General features: G+C 72.0%; 13 protein-coding genes and 1 riboswitch. Of the genes, 7 read left to right on the forward strand and 6 right to left on the reverse strand.

Going from position 1 to position 13,940, the window contains the following annotated elements:
* Nucleotides 1-201: 201 nt before the first annotated feature.
* Both cdgB and ACFXAE_RS20220 read left to right on the forward strand, forming a co-directional pair.
* A complete protein-coding gene (gene cdgB / locus ACFXAE_RS20215; RefSeq protein ID WP_384716413.1) occupies nt 202-1,908 on the forward strand; it encodes a diguanylate cyclase CdgB in 1,707 nt (568 codons plus the stop codon).
* A 120-nt stretch (nt 1,909-2,028) separates the two neighbouring features.
* Nucleotides 2,029-2,967 carry a carbohydrate-binding protein gene (locus ACFXAE_RS20220; RefSeq protein WP_384716416.1) on the forward strand — a complete coding sequence of 313 codons (939 nt, stop codon included), beginning with the start codon at nt 2,029-2,031 and terminating at the stop codon, nt 2,965-2,967.
* Nucleotides 2,968-2,973: 6 nt separating this feature from the next.
* Here ACFXAE_RS20220 and ACFXAE_RS20225 read toward each other — a convergent pair whose 3' ends face one another.
* From ACFXAE_RS20225 to ACFXAE_RS20235, 3 genes are all read right to left on the reverse strand, one after another.
* A complete protein-coding gene (locus ACFXAE_RS20225) occupies nt 2,974-3,903 on the reverse strand; it encodes a 1-phosphofructokinase family hexose kinase (RefSeq protein ID WP_384716419.1) in 930 nt (309 codons plus the stop codon).
* Between the two features lie 120 nt (nt 3,904-4,023).
* Nucleotides 4,024-5,169 carry an N-acetylglucosamine-6-phosphate deacetylase gene (gene nagA, locus ACFXAE_RS20230; RefSeq protein WP_384716422.1) on the reverse strand — a complete coding sequence of 382 codons (1,146 nt, stop codon included), beginning with the start codon at nt 5,167-5,169 and terminating at the stop codon, nt 4,024-4,026.
* Nucleotides 5,169-6,122 carry an ROK family protein gene (locus ACFXAE_RS20235; RefSeq protein ID WP_384716425.1) on the reverse strand — a complete coding sequence of 318 codons (954 nt, stop codon included), beginning with the start codon at nt 6,120-6,122 and terminating at the stop codon, nt 5,169-5,171. The genes nagA and ACFXAE_RS20235 overlap by 1 nt, the downstream gene beginning before the upstream one ends.
* A 120-nt stretch (nt 6,123-6,242) precedes the next feature.
* Between ACFXAE_RS20235 and ACFXAE_RS20240 the strand changes: the two genes are divergently transcribed.
* On the forward strand, nt 6,243-7,511 hold the full coding sequence (locus ACFXAE_RS20240; protein WP_384716428.1) for an extracellular solute-binding protein: 1,269 nt from the start codon (nt 6,243-6,245) through the stop codon (nt 7,509-7,511).
* A 10-nt stretch (nt 7,512-7,521) separates the two neighbouring features.
* On the forward strand, nt 7,522-7,779 hold the full coding sequence (locus ACFXAE_RS20245; RefSeq protein WP_384716431.1) for a DUF3263 domain-containing protein: 258 nt from the start codon (nt 7,522-7,524) through the stop codon (nt 7,777-7,779).
* A 125-nt stretch (nt 7,780-7,904) separates the two neighbouring features.
* Here the strand turns inward: ACFXAE_RS20245 and otsB are convergent, their stop codons facing one another.
* From otsB to ACFXAE_RS20260, 3 genes are read right to left on the reverse strand one after another with little or no spacing between them, the layout of a single operon-like run.
* Complete coding sequence (gene otsB / locus ACFXAE_RS20250) at nt 7,905-8,768, reverse strand: trehalose-phosphatase (protein WP_384716433.1); 864 nt, start codon at nt 8,766-8,768, stop codon at nt 7,905-7,907.
* A gap of 59 nt (nt 8,769-8,827) precedes the next feature.
* A complete protein-coding gene (locus ACFXAE_RS20255) occupies nt 8,828-10,234 on the reverse strand; it encodes a trehalose-6-phosphate synthase (protein WP_384716436.1) in 1,407 nt (468 codons plus the stop codon).
* Nucleotides 10,235-10,292: 58 nt separating this feature from the next.
* The gene (locus ACFXAE_RS20260) at nt 10,293-11,264 is read right to left on the reverse strand and encodes a glucosyl-3-phosphoglycerate synthase (protein WP_384716438.1); all 972 of its coding nucleotides are present in this window, start codon (nt 11,262-11,264) and stop codon (nt 10,293-10,295) included.
* A 140-nt stretch (nt 11,265-11,404) separates the two neighbouring features.
* Nucleotides 11,405-11,552: riboswitch (SAM riboswitch) on the forward strand.
* 17 nt (nt 11,553-11,569) lie between these two features.
* On the opposite strand from ACFXAE_RS20260, the gene thrC reads away from it, so the two are divergent.
* The 3 genes from thrC to ACFXAE_RS20275 all read left to right on the forward strand — a co-directional run bounded on the left by thrC (nt 11,570) and on the right by ACFXAE_RS20275 (nt 13,885).
* Entirely contained in the window at nt 11,570-12,865 is a 1,296-nt protein-coding gene (gene thrC / locus ACFXAE_RS20265) for a threonine synthase (protein WP_384716441.1), read from the forward strand.
* A gap of 110 nt (nt 12,866-12,975) precedes the next feature.
* Nucleotides 12,976-13,251, forward strand: a complete 276-nt coding sequence (locus ACFXAE_RS20270; RefSeq protein WP_030864454.1) for a ubiquitin-like small modifier protein 1 — start codon at nt 12,976-12,978, stop codon at nt 13,249-13,251.
* A gap of 430 nt (nt 13,252-13,681) precedes the next feature.
* Nucleotides 13,682-13,885: a cold-shock protein gene (locus ACFXAE_RS20275; RefSeq protein WP_004929928.1), complete on the forward strand. Its 204-nt coding sequence runs from the start codon at nt 13,682-13,684 to the stop codon at nt 13,883-13,885.
* The last annotated feature ends 55 nt before the right edge of the window (nt 13,886-13,940 follow it).

The following is a 13,940-nucleotide window of genomic DNA, read 5'->3' on the forward strand; positions in this document are numbered from 1 at the left end:
GTTCGTCAAACACCCGGGGAAACCGCGGAAAGGCCACGCAATTGTTCACGTTTAGCTGTGACTTGAGTCACAAGGGGCAAGAATTGTTGACCCTGTGTACCGAGTGAGCAGCGCGCTGTGATTCAGTGGCGGGGAAGCTGCTGGGACGATACGCCGAAGACAACCCTTGATTCGCTGCGAGGTCTCGGGGGGAGGGCGAGGATGGAGACCGAGTCGGAACCCTACGTCCGTCTTGCGTCGCTGCGACAACTCCACCAAGCCATGGCCGACATGAACACGGCCCGCAGCCTGGCGGACACGCTGCAGACGGTCGCCGACGGCGTCGTGGGCGCCCTCAACTACGAGCTGGCGTGCGTCAACCTCGTACGTCCCGACGGCGACCTGGTCGTCGCCGCCCTGGCCGGGAACTCCGCCGCCGAGGCCCTCATCACCGGCCGGGCCGGCTCCCGCGAGTCCTGGGACCGCCGCCTGAGCATGGGCGAACGCTGGGGCGACCTGGTCTTCATCCCGCACACCGAGGGCTGGGTCCTCGACGACGACGACGTCCCGCAGTGGTACACCGACGGGCCCGCGCCCCGCTTCGAGGACGAGTGGCACCCCTCCGACCGGCTCTTCGCCCCGATGTACGCCCCCGGCCCGCAGGGCGGCGGCACCTCCGGGGAACTGGTCGGCGTCCTCTCCGTGGACCGCCCGCGCAACGGCCGCCGGCCCGGCGCCTGGGGCCGCGAGGCCCTCCAGATGTACGCCTTCCAGGCCGCCATCGCGATCAGCAACGCGCGTCTGCGCGCCAACATGCAGCGCGCCCTGGTCCGCCTGGAGCGCGACCAGCAGGCGCTGCGGGCCAGCGAGGAGAGCTTCCGGCAGGCCTTCGAGTACGCCCCCTCCGGCATGGCCATCGCCGAGATGGGCGGCGACCAGCACGGCCGGATCCTGCGCACCAACGACGCCCTGTGCCGCCTCCTGGGCCGCCCCGCCTCCGCGATGCGCCGCTACTCCTTCTCCGACCTCGTCCACCCCGAGGACATAGGCACCCTGCTGCGCACCTCCCCCGAGGGCGGCCGGGCCGAGCTGCGCCTGGGCCGCCGTGACGGCACCTTCGTCTGGGTGTCCCTGCGCAACAGCGTCGTCGCCGACGCCGCCGACGGCCCCCGCTTCCTCCTCACCCACGTCGAGGACATAGAGGAGCGCAAGCGCCGCGAGCTCCAGCTCGCCCACCGCGCCTCCCACGACTCGCTCACCGGGCTGCCCAACTCCGCCGAGCTGCGGTCCCGGCTGTCCGCCCGGCTGTGCCGGCAACCGCCGCAGAGCGGGCTGCCCGCCGCCGTCGACACCATGGCGCCCTTCGAGTCCTTCGACTCCGCGGACTCCTTCGACGCCGCCTACGGCCCGCCCGCCTTCGACCGGGGTCACGACTTCGACTTCCCGCCGGGCACGGAGGGGCACGGGGGCTACGACGGCTACGACCACCACGTGCACGCCGTCGCGCCCGCCGCGGAGTTCGACGACGGCGCCAAGGGGCTCGCGGTGCTCTTCTGCGACCTCGACGGTTTCAAGTCCATCAACGACCGGTTCGGGCACAACGCGGGTGACGCGGTGCTCATCGAGGTCGCCCGCCGGCTCGGCAACGGCGTACGGGACGGCGACACCGTCGCCCGGCTCGGCGGCGACGAGTTCGTGATCCTCGCCGACGGCCTCGGCCGGGCCGACGCCCAGGACCTCGCCGTACGGCTGCGCAACGAGATCATCCAGCCCATCCGGGCCGAGGGACGGGCCGTGCGGGTCGGGGCCAGCTTCGGCATCGGGTGGGCGCACTGCGGGATGACGGCGGACGAAGTGCTGAAGTCAGCCGACGAGCGGATGTACGTCGAGAAACGATCTCGTCCCAAACAGCACCGGCGTGCGGGATGAACCGCAGGTCAGTGGTTTGATGCGGTCTGGGTCACCCGTTCGGGCCAGGGGAAGCGGGTAGGCTCGTTTTCTCCACCCCCCTCGTACCGCACCCGATCCGCAGCTAGGAGCACCCAAGGGATGACGGCCGGCAACAACGGCGCGAGCACGCCGGAGGACGACGACCCGTTCGGCTACCTCTACGCCGACGGGCAGGCCAACGGGGCCCAGCCGCCGTCCGGGGGCTACGGCTACCCGAACTCGCTCAACCGGGTGCGGCCGGTCGGGACCCGCCAGTACGGCCAGTCCGGTCCCGCCCCGCAGGCACCACAGCAGCAGGGCGCCCACGGCCAGCCGAACACCCCCCACTACGCCGCCCCGGAGACGCTGCCCGGCGGCGCCACCACCGTCCAGTCGCACCAGCCGTCGCACGGCGGGGGCGGCCGGGGCCGCGGCCCGAACACCAAGGGCCTGCTCATCGGCGCGGTCGCGGTGGTCGCCGCGGTCGTGATCGGCATCAGCGTGGCCATGATCGGTGGCGACGACGACAAGGGCGGCGACCAGGCGGACTCCACGCCGACCCAGTCCCAGGAGAGCGGCGAGCCGACCTCGTCGGCGAGCAAGGGCGCGGACGAGGAAGAGGCGGCGGAGCTGCCCACCGTCGACGCGAAGGCGATGCGGCTGGGCGGTACGGCCGCCCTCGCGTCGGACGTCGAGGGCGCGCAGTCCGACGGCGGTATCTACGTGGCCGGCCTCGACCAGCCGGGCGCCTCGGTCACCTGGACCGTCGACGGCATCCCGAAGGACGGCGCCTACACCGTCTTCGTGCGCTACAGCACCACCGACGACCCCCAGTCGATGACGCTCACCGTCAACGGCAAGCCGTTCGGCTCCAAGCTCAACATGGACAACTTCGCCCGTGCCAAGGACGGCGACTTCTCCAAGGGCTGGACCCAGACCTTCGCCTGGCCCACGCTCAACAAGGGCTCCAACACCATCTCGGTCTCCTGCGCCGACGGCGACAAGTGCAACGTCCTGCTGGACCAGCTGTGGCTGAAGGAGGGCCAGGTCAAGAAGTGACCTGCCCTACGCCGCATTCGCTTCCCCGGTCACCGTGACCCCGGTCAGCAGGTCCTCGTAGGCCGCCCGGTCGAAGTCGCCGGCCACCGGGGACAGGACCGTCGCCGCCGACAGGGCCGCCGCCCGGGCGAGGCGGTCGGGCCAGGAACGGTGTTCGACCAGGGCGGAGAGCAGGCCCGCGACGGCCGAGTCGCCCGCGCCGGTCGGGTTGCCGTGCAGGCGCTGCGGAGGGGTCGCGCGCCAGCGGCCCCCGGGGGTCACCGCGAGCAGGCCCTCCGGGCCCAGGGAGGCGACCACCGCGCCCGCGCCGCGCCGACGGGCCTCCTGGGTGGCGCGCAGCGGTTCGTGGGAGCCGGTGAGTTCGGCCAGTTCGTCGGCGTTGGGCTTGAGGATGTCGGGCCGCCCGGCGACCCCGCGGCGAAGTGCCGCGCCGCTGGTGTCGAGGAGGGTCGGGACCCCGGCCGCGCGGGCGGTGCGGATCAGGCCCGCGTACGCGCCCACCGGGACGCCCGGGGGCAGGCTGCCGCACAGGGCCACCGCCGAGGCGGCGGCCAGCAGGTCCTCGTAGACCTCCTGGAAGGCGGACCACTCGGCGTGGGTGATCACCGGGCCGGGCTCGTTGAGCCGGGTGGTGGCGCCGGAGCGCTCGTCGACCGCGGTGACGGTGCGCCGGGTCGTGCCGGAGACCGGGACCAGCGCGTCCGTCAGGCGCGGGACCCCGGCGAGCCGGTCCCGCAGGATCCGGCCCGTCGTGCCGCCCGAGAAGCCGGTGACCGTCACCTCGTGCCCGAGGGCCGCGAGCACCCGGGCCACGTTGACGCCCTTGCCGCCGGGGCGTTCCGTCACCTCGGCGACCCGGTGGGAGGTCCCCGGCCGCAGGGACGGTACGCGATAGGTGATGTCGAGAGCGGTGTTCAGCGTGACCGTGAGGATCACCGGGCCGACCTCCCCCTCTGTGCCTGCGCCTGCCGTGGAACCCGTGGTCACGATCATGCCAAACGGACGGCGGTCGGCCCACCCCCCGGACCGGTCGTCGTCCATCGGCCGCGGGACGGATCAGCCCAGTCGGGGATCGACCACCCATTCCCCCCGGCGCATGACGCCCACCAGGTCGAACCCGTCGTCCAGGACCACCAGGTCGGCGTCCTTCCCGGGCTCCAGGGAGCCGATCCGGTCGTCCATCCCCAGCAGCCGGGCCGGGTTGGCGGAGATCGCCCTTACGACGTCCTCGACGGGCAGCCCGTCCACCGTCACCGCCCGCTGGAAGGCGCGGTCCAGGGTGAGCGTGGAGCCGGCGATCGAGCCGCCCTCCGCCAGCCGGGCCACACCGTCCGCGACCTCGACCTCCATCGGGCCCAGCAGGTAGCGGCCGTCGCCGAAGCCGGCCGCGTCCATCGCGTCGGTGATGAAGGCGACCCGGGCCGCGCCCGCGTGGTGGAAGGCCAGCCGGAGCGCGGCCGGATGCAGGTGGGTGCCGTCGTTGATCAGCTCGACGGTGACCCGCTCGTCCTCCAGCAGGGCGGCGATCGGGCCGGGGGAGCGGTGGCCGAGCGGCGGCATCGCGTTGAACAGGTGGGTGGCGACGGTCGCGCCCGCGTCGATGGCCCGCAGCGTCTGCTCGTACGTGGCGTCCGTGTGCCCGACCGCCGCGATCACCCCGTGCTCGGCGAGCAGCCGTACGGAGTCCAGGCCGCCCGGCAGCTCGGTGGCCAGCGTCACCATCCTCGCCTGACCGTGCGTGGCGTCGATCAGCTTGCGGACCTCGGCCGGGTCGGGGTCGCGCAGCAGCTGCTCGTCGTGCGCGCCCTTGCGGCAGGGGGAGATGAACGGCCCCTCGAAGTGGATGCCGGCGATGTCCCCCTGCTGGGCCAGCTCGGCGAGCATCCCGGCCTGCCGGGCGAGGAGGTCCAGGTCACCGGTGACGGCGGAGGCGACCACCGTGGTGGTGCCGTGCGCGCGGTGGGTGTGCACGCCCTTCAGGACGTCCTCGGCGGTGCCGCTGGTGAAGGACGCCCCGCCGCCCCCATGGTTGTGGAGGTCGACGAAGCCGGGGACCAGCCAGTGGCCGCTCAGGTCGAGCGTCTCGGCGTTCTCGGGTCCCGTGGAGGCGATCCGCGTGCCCTCGACGGTCACGCGGCCGCCGTCCACGGTCCCGGTGGGCAGTACCACCCGGGCGCCGGTGAGAACCTTGGTGGGGGCCATCAGGTGGTTACCTCCGAGGGGTACGAGGGGTCAGTGGTGTCGATCAGATCCCGGGCGAGGAGCCCCGCGCCCAGGCATCCGGCGGTGTCCCCGAGGGCCGCGGGGACCAGGGACGGCGTTTTCTGGAAGGTGACCCGCCGCCGGACGGCCTCCCGCAGGGGTGTGAACAAGGTTTCCCCCGCCTCGGCGAGCCCGCCACCGATGATCAGCGTGCGGGGGTCCAGCAGGGTGAGCGCGGTGACCAGCCCGTCGGCGAGCGCGTCCACCGCCTCCTGCCACACCCGGCGGGCCCGTACGTCCCCGGACTCGACGGCCTTCGCGCAGTCCGCCGCGTCCGCGCCGGGATCACCGCAGGCCGCCGCCCACGCCTCGCTCACCGCGGCGGCGGACGCGAACCGCTCCAGACAGCCGCGCTGCCCGCACGGACAGGGGGCGCCCTGGGGCCGTACGACGATGTGGCCGATCTCGCCCGCGAAACCGTGCGCGCCCGCCTCCACCCGGCCGTCGATGCCGATGGCGCCCGCGATGCCGGTACCCAGCGCCACGAACAGGAAGCGGTCGGCGCCCCGGCCCGCCCCGACGCGGCCCTCGGCGAGACCGCCGGTGCGCACGTCGTGGCCGAGGGCGACGGGGACGCCGCCGAGGCGTTCGGTGAGCAGCGCGCGCAGCGGGACGTCGCGCCAGCCGAGATTGGCGGCGTAGACGGCGATGCCCTCCGCCTCGTCCACGATGCCGGGGACGGCGACGCCGGCGGCGGATGCGGGCTCGCCGTACCGCCGTACACCGTGGGCGCGCAGTTCGGCCGCGAAGTCGAGGATGTCCGCGACGACCGCGTCCGGGCCGCGCTCGCGGCCGGTGGCCCGGCGGGACCGGTGCAGCAGCTCGCCGTCCGCCCCGACCAGGGCGGCCTTCATCCCGGTGCCGCCCACATCGAGGGCGATGACGTGTTTCACGGGGAACAGTGTGGACCGGGGACCCGCAAGAGGTCTAGTCCACTCGCGTGGTGTAGACCTTATTCCGATTATCGAAATTCTTTCGGATGGCGCGGATGCGCCGGAGCAGGGGCAAGGCACGTGCAGCGGCGGGTCGGGACAAGGGCGATCGCGGTGGTGTCCGCACTGGGACTGACGGGAGTCCTCGGCGGATGCGGATTCGGCGGCGGATCATCCGAGGTGACCTTGAAGCTGGTCGCCGCCGACTACGGCGACAGCGCGGCCAACAGCTCCAAGAAGTACTGGGCCGACCTGGTCGAGCGGTACGAGTCCGAACACCCCGATGTGAAGATCGACGTCACCGTCCACTCCTGGAACGACGTCGACCGCGAGGTCAAGGAGATGGTCGACGCGGGCGACCCGCCGGACATGGCGCAGATCGGCGCGTACGCCGACTACGCGGCCGAGGGCAGGCTCTACAAGGCCGGCGACCTGCTCTCCATCCCCGTCCAGGCGGACTTCCTCTCCCAGCTGAGCACCGCGGGCGAGGTCAACAGCGTGCAGTACGGTCTGCCGTTCGCCTCCTCCACGCGCGTGCTGTTCTACAACAAGAAGCTGTTCACCGAGGCCGGCATCACCCCGCCGGGGACCTGGGACGAGCTCGCCGCTGCCGCCGAGGCGCTCAAGGCGAAGGGCGTGAAGTACCCCTACGCGCTGCCGCTCGGCCCGGAGGAGGCGCAGGCCGAGACCATGCAGTGGCTGCTCAGCGGCGACGGCGGCTACACCGACATCATGGGCACGTACAGCATCGACTCCGCGCAGAACGTCGAGACCTTCGCCTGGCTGAAGGACGAGCTGGTCGGCAGGGGCCTGACCGGTCCCGTCGCGCCCGGCAAGCTGGACCGGGCCGACGCGTTCGCGGCGTTCGCCGCCGGGGACGTCGGCATGCTCAACGGGCACCCCTCGCTGATGGAGACGGCGAAGGCGAAGGGCGTGGAGTTCGGCATGGTGCCGACGCCGGGCATCGACGGCGGGAGCCGGGCCACGCTCGGTGTCGCCGACTGGATGATGGCCTTCAAGGAGAACGGCCACCGCGACCAGGTCGGTGAGTTTCTCGACTTCGTCTACAGCGAGGAGAACGTGCTCGACTTCTCCCGCGAGTACAACCTGCTGCCGGTCACCACCTCCGCGTCCCGGGCGATGGCCTCCTCCGAGCAGGACAAGGACCTCAAGCCCTTCCTCGACCAGCTGACGACCTCGGAGCTCTACCCGGTCGGCAACACCTCCTGGGCGACGGTCAACGCGGCCGTCAAGAAGCAGATCGGCAAGGCGGTCGCCCCGAACGGCAGCCCCGCCGGCGTCCTCGGCGGACTCCAGGCGACGGCGACGCGCGCGGAGAACGCGGAGTAATCTGCGGGGCATGGACACGGGGGACGAGGCGCACGAGGCCGGCACGCGACTGGCCCGCCGCGAACAGGACATCCTCGCGCTGGAGCGCCGCGGCTTCTCCGGCCCCGGCGTCAAGGAACGCGCGATCCGCGAGGAACTGGGCCTGGCCCCCGTCCGCTACTACCAGCTCCTCAACGCCCTCCTCGACGACCCCCGCGCCCTGGCCCACGACCCGGTCACGGTCAACCGCCTCCGCCGCGTCCGGGACACCCGCCGCACGGAGCGCTGAGCCCCACCGGCCCGTCCGGCGCTTGAGGACAAGGCCCGTCCAGGGCCGGCGGGGTCCGGGGCACAGCCCCAGGGACGGGCAGGGAAGGGGCGGCGGGGGCGAAACACCCTCGGGGCCGGCGGCCGTCAGGGCATCCGCCCCGCCAGCCCCCGCAGCAGCCGTACGACCCCCGCCGGCCCGTCGACCACCAGGTCCGCGCGTTCCCGCAGCTCGCTGACCTCGTCGCTGCCGCTGCACACCAGCAGACCCGGCACGCCGGCGGCGCGGAGTTTGTCGACGGCCGTGTAGGCGGGCAGGTCGCCCAGGTCGTCGCCGGCGTACAGGACCGACTCGGCGCCGATGTCCCGCGCGTACTCCATCAGGGCGACGCCCTTGTCCATGCCGGGCGGGCGCAGCTCCAGGACCATGCGGCCGGGCTCGACGATCAGGCCGTGCCGCGTGGCCAGGTCGGTCAGCGGCTCGCGCAGGGCCTCGAAGGCGGCCTGCGGCTCGGTGGCCCGGCGGGTGTGGACGGCCACCGCCCGGCCGCCCTTCTCCTCGATCCACGTGCCCTGCCACGCACCGACCCGGTCGAGCAGCCCCGGCAGCTCCGCGCGGACGGTGGCGACACCGGGGTGCGGGGCGGGGGCGGTGACCGTACCGGTGACGGCGTCCCAGCGCTCGGCGCCGTAGTGGCCGAGAACGACGAGGTGTTCGAGGCCGGGGACGCCCGCGAAGCCGCCGTGCCGGACCGCGACCCCCGCGGGCCGGCCGGTGACGACCGCGACCGCGGCCACCTTGGGCGCGAGCGCGGCGAGCGCGTCCACCGCGTCCGGGTGCGCGCGGGCCTGTTCGGGGTCGGCCACGATCGGCGCGAGCGTCCCGTCGAAGTCGAGCCCGATCAGCGCCTTCCCCGGGCGGGAGAGAAGCGCCTCCAGCCCTTCCCGCCCGGCCTGCGTGGCGGGCGTCGGTGTGGCGTTCGGGTCCGTGGAATCCGTATGGCTGCCCATACGCCCAACCTATCCACGACCGCCGCCCCGCACGCCTGCGTGACCGGCCATACCTCCGGTCAGCCGGGCGTGCCTTCCCGCAGCGCTTCCAGCTGCTCCAGGAACCAGCGCGCCGGGGGCAGCGCGGTCGCCGCCGCCGCCAGGCGCTTGGCGCGCTCGGCGCGTTCGTCCGGGCCCATCGTCAGGGCCTCGTGCAGGGCGCCGGCGGTCTCGACGACGTCGTACGGGTTGACCGTGAGCGCGTCCTCGCCCAGTTCCTCGTGGGCGCCCGCCTCCCGCGACAGCACCAGCGCGCAGCCCGCGTCGGAGACGACCGGGACCTCCTTGGCGACCAGGTTCATGCCGTCGCGGATCGGGTTGACCAGTGCCACGTCCGCCAGCCGGTACGCGGCGAGCGAGCGCGCGAAGTCGTCCTTGACGTGCAGGACGACCGGCCGCCAGCCGGGCGTGCCGTACCGCTCGTTGATCTCCTCCGCGACCCGTTGCACCTCGGCGGTGTAGTCGCGGTACACGGCGAGGTCCTGCCGGGAGGGGTAGGCGAACGCGACGTGCACGACGCGCTCGCGCCACTCGGGGTGGTCGTCCAGGAGCTGCCGGTAGGCCAGCAGTCCGCGCACGATGTTCTTCGACAGCTCGGTCCGGTCGACCCGGACGATCGTCCGGCGCCCCTCGCCGATCTCCTCCTTCAGCGCGGTGATCCGCTCCTCGACGTCCGCCTCGTGGGACCGGGCGCGCAGGAAGTCCGCGTCGGCGCCGAGGCCGTGCACCCCGACGCGCGTCTTTCCGAGCCCGTCCGCGAACCGCTCGCAGCACGCGGTGAACGCGTCCGCCCAGCGGTGGGTGAGGAAGCCGAGCCGGTCGGCGCCGAGCATCCCGCGCAGCACCTGCCGCGCGATGTCGTCGGGCAGCATCGCGAAGTACTCCGGCGGCGCCCACGGCGTGTGCGAGAAGTGCGCGATGCGCAGGTCGGGGCGGAGCTCGCGGAGCATCCCGGGGACGAGTGTCAGGTGGTAGTCCTGGACCAGCACCGCCGCGCCCCGCGCCGCCTCCTCGGCCAGCGCCTCGGCGAACGCGCGGTTGTAGCTCTCGTACGACGCCCACTGCCGGCGGAACTCCGCGTCGAAGACCGGCTCCAGCGGCGTCTGGTACAGCATGTGGTGCACGAACCACAGCACCGAGTTGGCGATCCCGTTGTACGCGTCCGCGTGCACGTCCGCCGGGATGTCCAGCATCCGCACGCCGTCCTCGCCGGCCCCGCGCCGCACCGCCTCGCGGTCGCCGTCGGACAGCGCCGAGCACACCCACAGCGCCCCCACGTCCGGGCCGATCGCCGACAGGCCGGACACCAGTCCGCCGCCGCCCCGCTTGGCCCGCAGCGACCCGTCGTCCTCCACCGTGTACGAGACGGGCCCGCGGTTCGACGCGACCAACACCTGAGCACCTTGAGCAGCCTGCGTGACAGCCATACGCCTCAACCTAGCCCGGCCCCACGGGCCTCAAACGCACGGATCGGCCGTATACGGGTCAGGCCACCCGCCGCGCCTGGTATTCCGCGATCTCCGCCATCGGCGGCCGTTCCTCCGTGTCGACGGAGTACGTACGGGGCTCGAAGCTGTCGCCCGCCCGCTCGAACTGGGTGAGGGACGGCCGGATCAGGTGGCCGCGGGCCAGGCGGAGCTGGGCGGTGCGGTAGATCGCGGCGGCCATCCGGCCGAGGGCCTGGCCGTCCTGGTGGCGGTGCCTGCGCACGCCGACGTCGACCTGGGCCAGGGCGTCCAGGCCCACCAGGTGCAGGGCGTCGACCAGCATGCCGAGCTCGACGCCGTACCCGACCGGGAACGGGAGCTGCTCCAGCAGGTTCCGCCGGGCCGCGTACTCGCCGCCGAGCGGCTGGACGAAGCCGGCCAGCCGGGGCCAGTGCATGTTCAGCAGCGGGCGGGCCATCAGCTCGGTGACCCGGCCGCCCTGGCCGGCCGCAGTCGGGCCGGAGGCGTGTCCGTCGGACACCGTGAGCGGCCGGTCGTACATGGCCTTGACCAGCTGCACGTCCGGCTCGGTGAGCAGCGGTCCGACGATGCCGGAGACGAAGTCGGAGGAGAACTCCCGCAGGTCCGCGTCGACGAAGCACACGATGTCGCCGCGCGTGACGAGCAGGGACCGCCACAGCACCTCGCCCTTGCCGGGCACCGCCGGTATCCGGGGCAGGATCGCGTCCCGGTGCACCACGGTGGCGCCCGCCGCCGCCGCCACCTCGGCCGTGCGGTCGGTCGAGCCCGAGTCGACCACCACCACCTCGTCGACCAGCGGGACCTGGAGCACCAGGTCGTGCCGGATCACCGACACGATGTCGCCGACCGTCGCCTCCTCGTCGAGCGCGGGCAGCACCACGCTCACCGTCTGCCCCGTGGCACGCTTCGCCGCCAGGATCCGGTGGAGCGGGCGGTCGGCCACGGACCAGGAGCGGTCGATCAGCCAGCGCTCGACTTCTTCCAGCACGGTCCCGGACTCCTCACTGGCCTGTGATCCATCTCGCGGTGCGGACGACTATCTCAACCATGCAGGCCTTCGGTTACAGTCTTGAACAACGCCGATGACCACCGCATGCCGGGGTCACCGCGCGGACGACAACTGAACACCGCTCATCCAGAGGGGCAGAGGGACACGGCCCGATGAAGCCCCGGCAACCCTCCAGTCGGCTCTTGTCACACAGACGTGGCGAGGCTCCCGGCTAGGGAAGGTGCCAAATCCGTCTCACGGCGAGATGCGTCGTGAGGAAGATGAGGAGAAAGGGCCTCGCCTCCATGGCTGTGCAGACTGTTGCAAGCACCACCGATTCCGCCGCCGGCTCCGTCGATCTGGGCCCCGCCGCCGCGCTCTCCTGCCGCGAATGCGGACACCGGGTGCCCCTCGGCCCCGTCTTCGCCTGCGAGGAGTGTTTCGGCCCGCTGGAGATCGCGTACGACTTCTCGGCCTACGACACCGAGGAGCTCCGCAAGCGGATCGAGGCGGGACCCGCGAACGTCTGGCGCTACGCGCCGCTGCTGCCCGTCCCGGCGGACGTGGCGACCAAGCCGAACCTGAACCCCGGCTGGACCAAGCTCGTCCAGGCCGACAACCTCGCGCGTGAGCTGGGCGTCGACGCCGGCAAGCTGTTCGTCAAGGACGACTCCGGCAACCCGACGCACTCCTTCAAGGACCGCGTCGTCGCCCAGGCCATCGAGGCCGCCCGCGCCTTCGGCTTCACCACCCTCTCCTGCTCCTCCACCGGCAACCTCGCCGGCGCCGTCGGCGCCGCCGCGGCCCGTGCGGGCTTCCGGTCCTGCGTGTTCATCCCGCACGACCTGGAGCAGGGCAAGGTCGTCATGGCCGCCGTCTACGGCGGTGAGCTCGTCGGCATCGAGGGCAACTACGACGACGTGAACCGCTTCTGCTCCGAACTGATCGGCGACCCGGTCGGCGAGGGCTGGGGCTTCGTCAACGTCAACCTGCGGCCGTACTACGCGGAGGGGTCGAAGACCCTCGCGTACGAGATCTGCGAGCAGCTCGGCTGGCGGCTCCCGGACCAGATCGTGATCCCGATCGCCTCCGGCTCGCAGCTCACGAAGATCGACAAGGGGCTGCAGGAGCTGATCGGGCTCGGACTCGTCGAGGACAGGCCCTACAAGATCTTCGGCGCGCAGGCCGAGGGCTGCTCGCCGGTGTCCACCGCGTACAAGGCGGGGCACGACGTCGTACGTCCGCAGAAGCCGGACACGATCGCCAAGTCGCTGGCGATCGGGAACCCGGCGGACGGGCCGTATGTCCTGGACATCGCCCGTCGGACGGGCGGGGCCGTGGAGGACGTGACGGACGGGGAGATCGTCGACGCGATCAAGTTGCTCGCGCGGAGCGAGGGGATCTTCGCGGAGACCGCGGGGGGCGTCACGGTCGGCGTGACCAGGAAGCTGCTGGAGAGCGGGGCGCTCGACCCGTCTCTGACCACTGTGGTGCTCAACACCGGGGACGGTCTGAAGACGCTGGACGCGGTGGCCGGTACCGGGCTGACCGCGACGATCCGTCCCAGCCTGGATTCGTTCCGTGAAGCCGGGCTCGTCTGAGCCGTTCGTCCCCGCGGGGCCGTTGCGTCCGGTCGCGCCCACGCGGCGGCAGCCGCATGTCGAACACCGTCCCGCGCCATCAGGGCGCTGTCCCTTCCGGAGGTTTTGTCGTGAGCGTGACTGTTCGTATCCCTACCATCCTGCGGACCTACACCGGTGGGCAGGCCGAGGTGAGTGCCGAGGGCGCCACCCTCGGCGAGGTCATCTCGGACCTGGAGAAGAACCACACCGGGATCGCCGCCCGGGTGCTGGACGACCAGGGCAAGCTGCGGCGGTTCGTGAACGTCTACGTCAATGACGACGACGTGCGGTTCGAGCAGGGGCTCGAGACGGCCACCCCGGACGGGGCCGGCGTGTCGATCATTCCGGCGGTGGCCGGCGGCTGATCATTACCTTCGGTAATGACGGTTACCGGGTGTTTGGCGCATTGCCCCCTCCGTGAGAGAAGCGGAGGGGGCAATTCCATGGGATTGAGCGCGGTAGGGTTGGGGAACGCGCTCCCGATCCACTGATCGGAAACACTGAATTCCTGCCGCGGGCCCGACTGGATGTAGCCAAAGTGTGGGCACCTTTCGCGGCATTTGTGACCTTTGCGCGGCCCGACTTGCCCTGGATTCAGGCGAATTCTCGCCACATTCCGGACCGGCGTCGTCCAGATTTCTCGTCCGACTGACCTGTTGCAGACGGCAGTTGGACAGATACATTCAGCCGCGGTCGACGCGTTCCGGCGCACGCCCCCAACCATTGGGGGGTGAGGTCTGACCCGGATCCGCGAAGTGTGGATCTGTGCAAGGGCCAGTAATAGGGGAGTTAGGCATGGCTCAGGGCACCGTCAAGTGGTTCAACGCGGAGAAGGGGTACGGCTTCATCGCGGTCGACGGTGGTGCGGATGTTTTCGTCCACTACAGCGCGATCCAGATGGACGGCTACCGCACCCTCGAAGAAGGCCAGCGGGTCGAGTTCGAGATCTCGCAGGGTCAGAAGGGCCCGCAGGCCGACATGGTTCGTCTCAGCGCCTGAACGCGCTACCAGCCGCAAGCATCTTCTGCCGGCGAAGGGCCCGCACCCCTTGGGG

It is taken from the genome of Streptomyces sp. NPDC059454 (assembly GCF_042749965.1).
GTDB lineage: Bacteria > Actinomycetota > Actinomycetes > Streptomycetales > Streptomycetaceae > Streptomyces.

What these genes read in the sequence shown, in the direction of transcription:
- cdgB (WP_384716413.1), top strand. Translation starts at nt 202, where the DNA reads ATGGAGACCGAGTCGGAACCCTACGTCCGTCTTGCGTCGCTGCGACAA.
- ACFXAE_RS20220 (WP_384716416.1), top strand. Translation starts at nt 2,029, where the DNA reads ATGACGGCCGGCAACAACGGCGCGAGCACGCCGGAGGACGACGACCCG.
- nagA (WP_384716422.1), bottom strand. Translation starts at nt 5,169, where the DNA reads ATGGCCCCCACCAAGGTTCTCACCGGCGCCCGGGTGGTACTGCCCACC.
- ACFXAE_RS20245 (WP_384716431.1), top strand. Translation starts at nt 7,522, where the DNA reads ATGGACACGGGGGACGAGGCGCACGAGGCCGGCACGCGACTGGCCCGC.
- otsB (WP_384716433.1), bottom strand. Translation starts at nt 8,768, where the DNA reads ATGGGCAGCCATACGGATTCCACGGACCCGAACGCCACACCGACGCCC.
- ACFXAE_RS20255 (WP_384716436.1), bottom strand. Translation starts at nt 10,234, where the DNA reads ATGGCTGTCACGCAGGCTGCTCAAGGTGCTCAGGTGTTGGTCGCGTCG.
- thrC (WP_384716441.1), top strand. Translation starts at nt 11,570, where the DNA reads ATGGCTGTGCAGACTGTTGCAAGCACCACCGATTCCGCCGCCGGCTCC.
- ACFXAE_RS20275 (WP_004929928.1), top strand. Translation starts at nt 13,682, where the DNA reads ATGGCTCAGGGCACCGTCAAGTGGTTCAACGCGGAGAAGGGGTACGGC.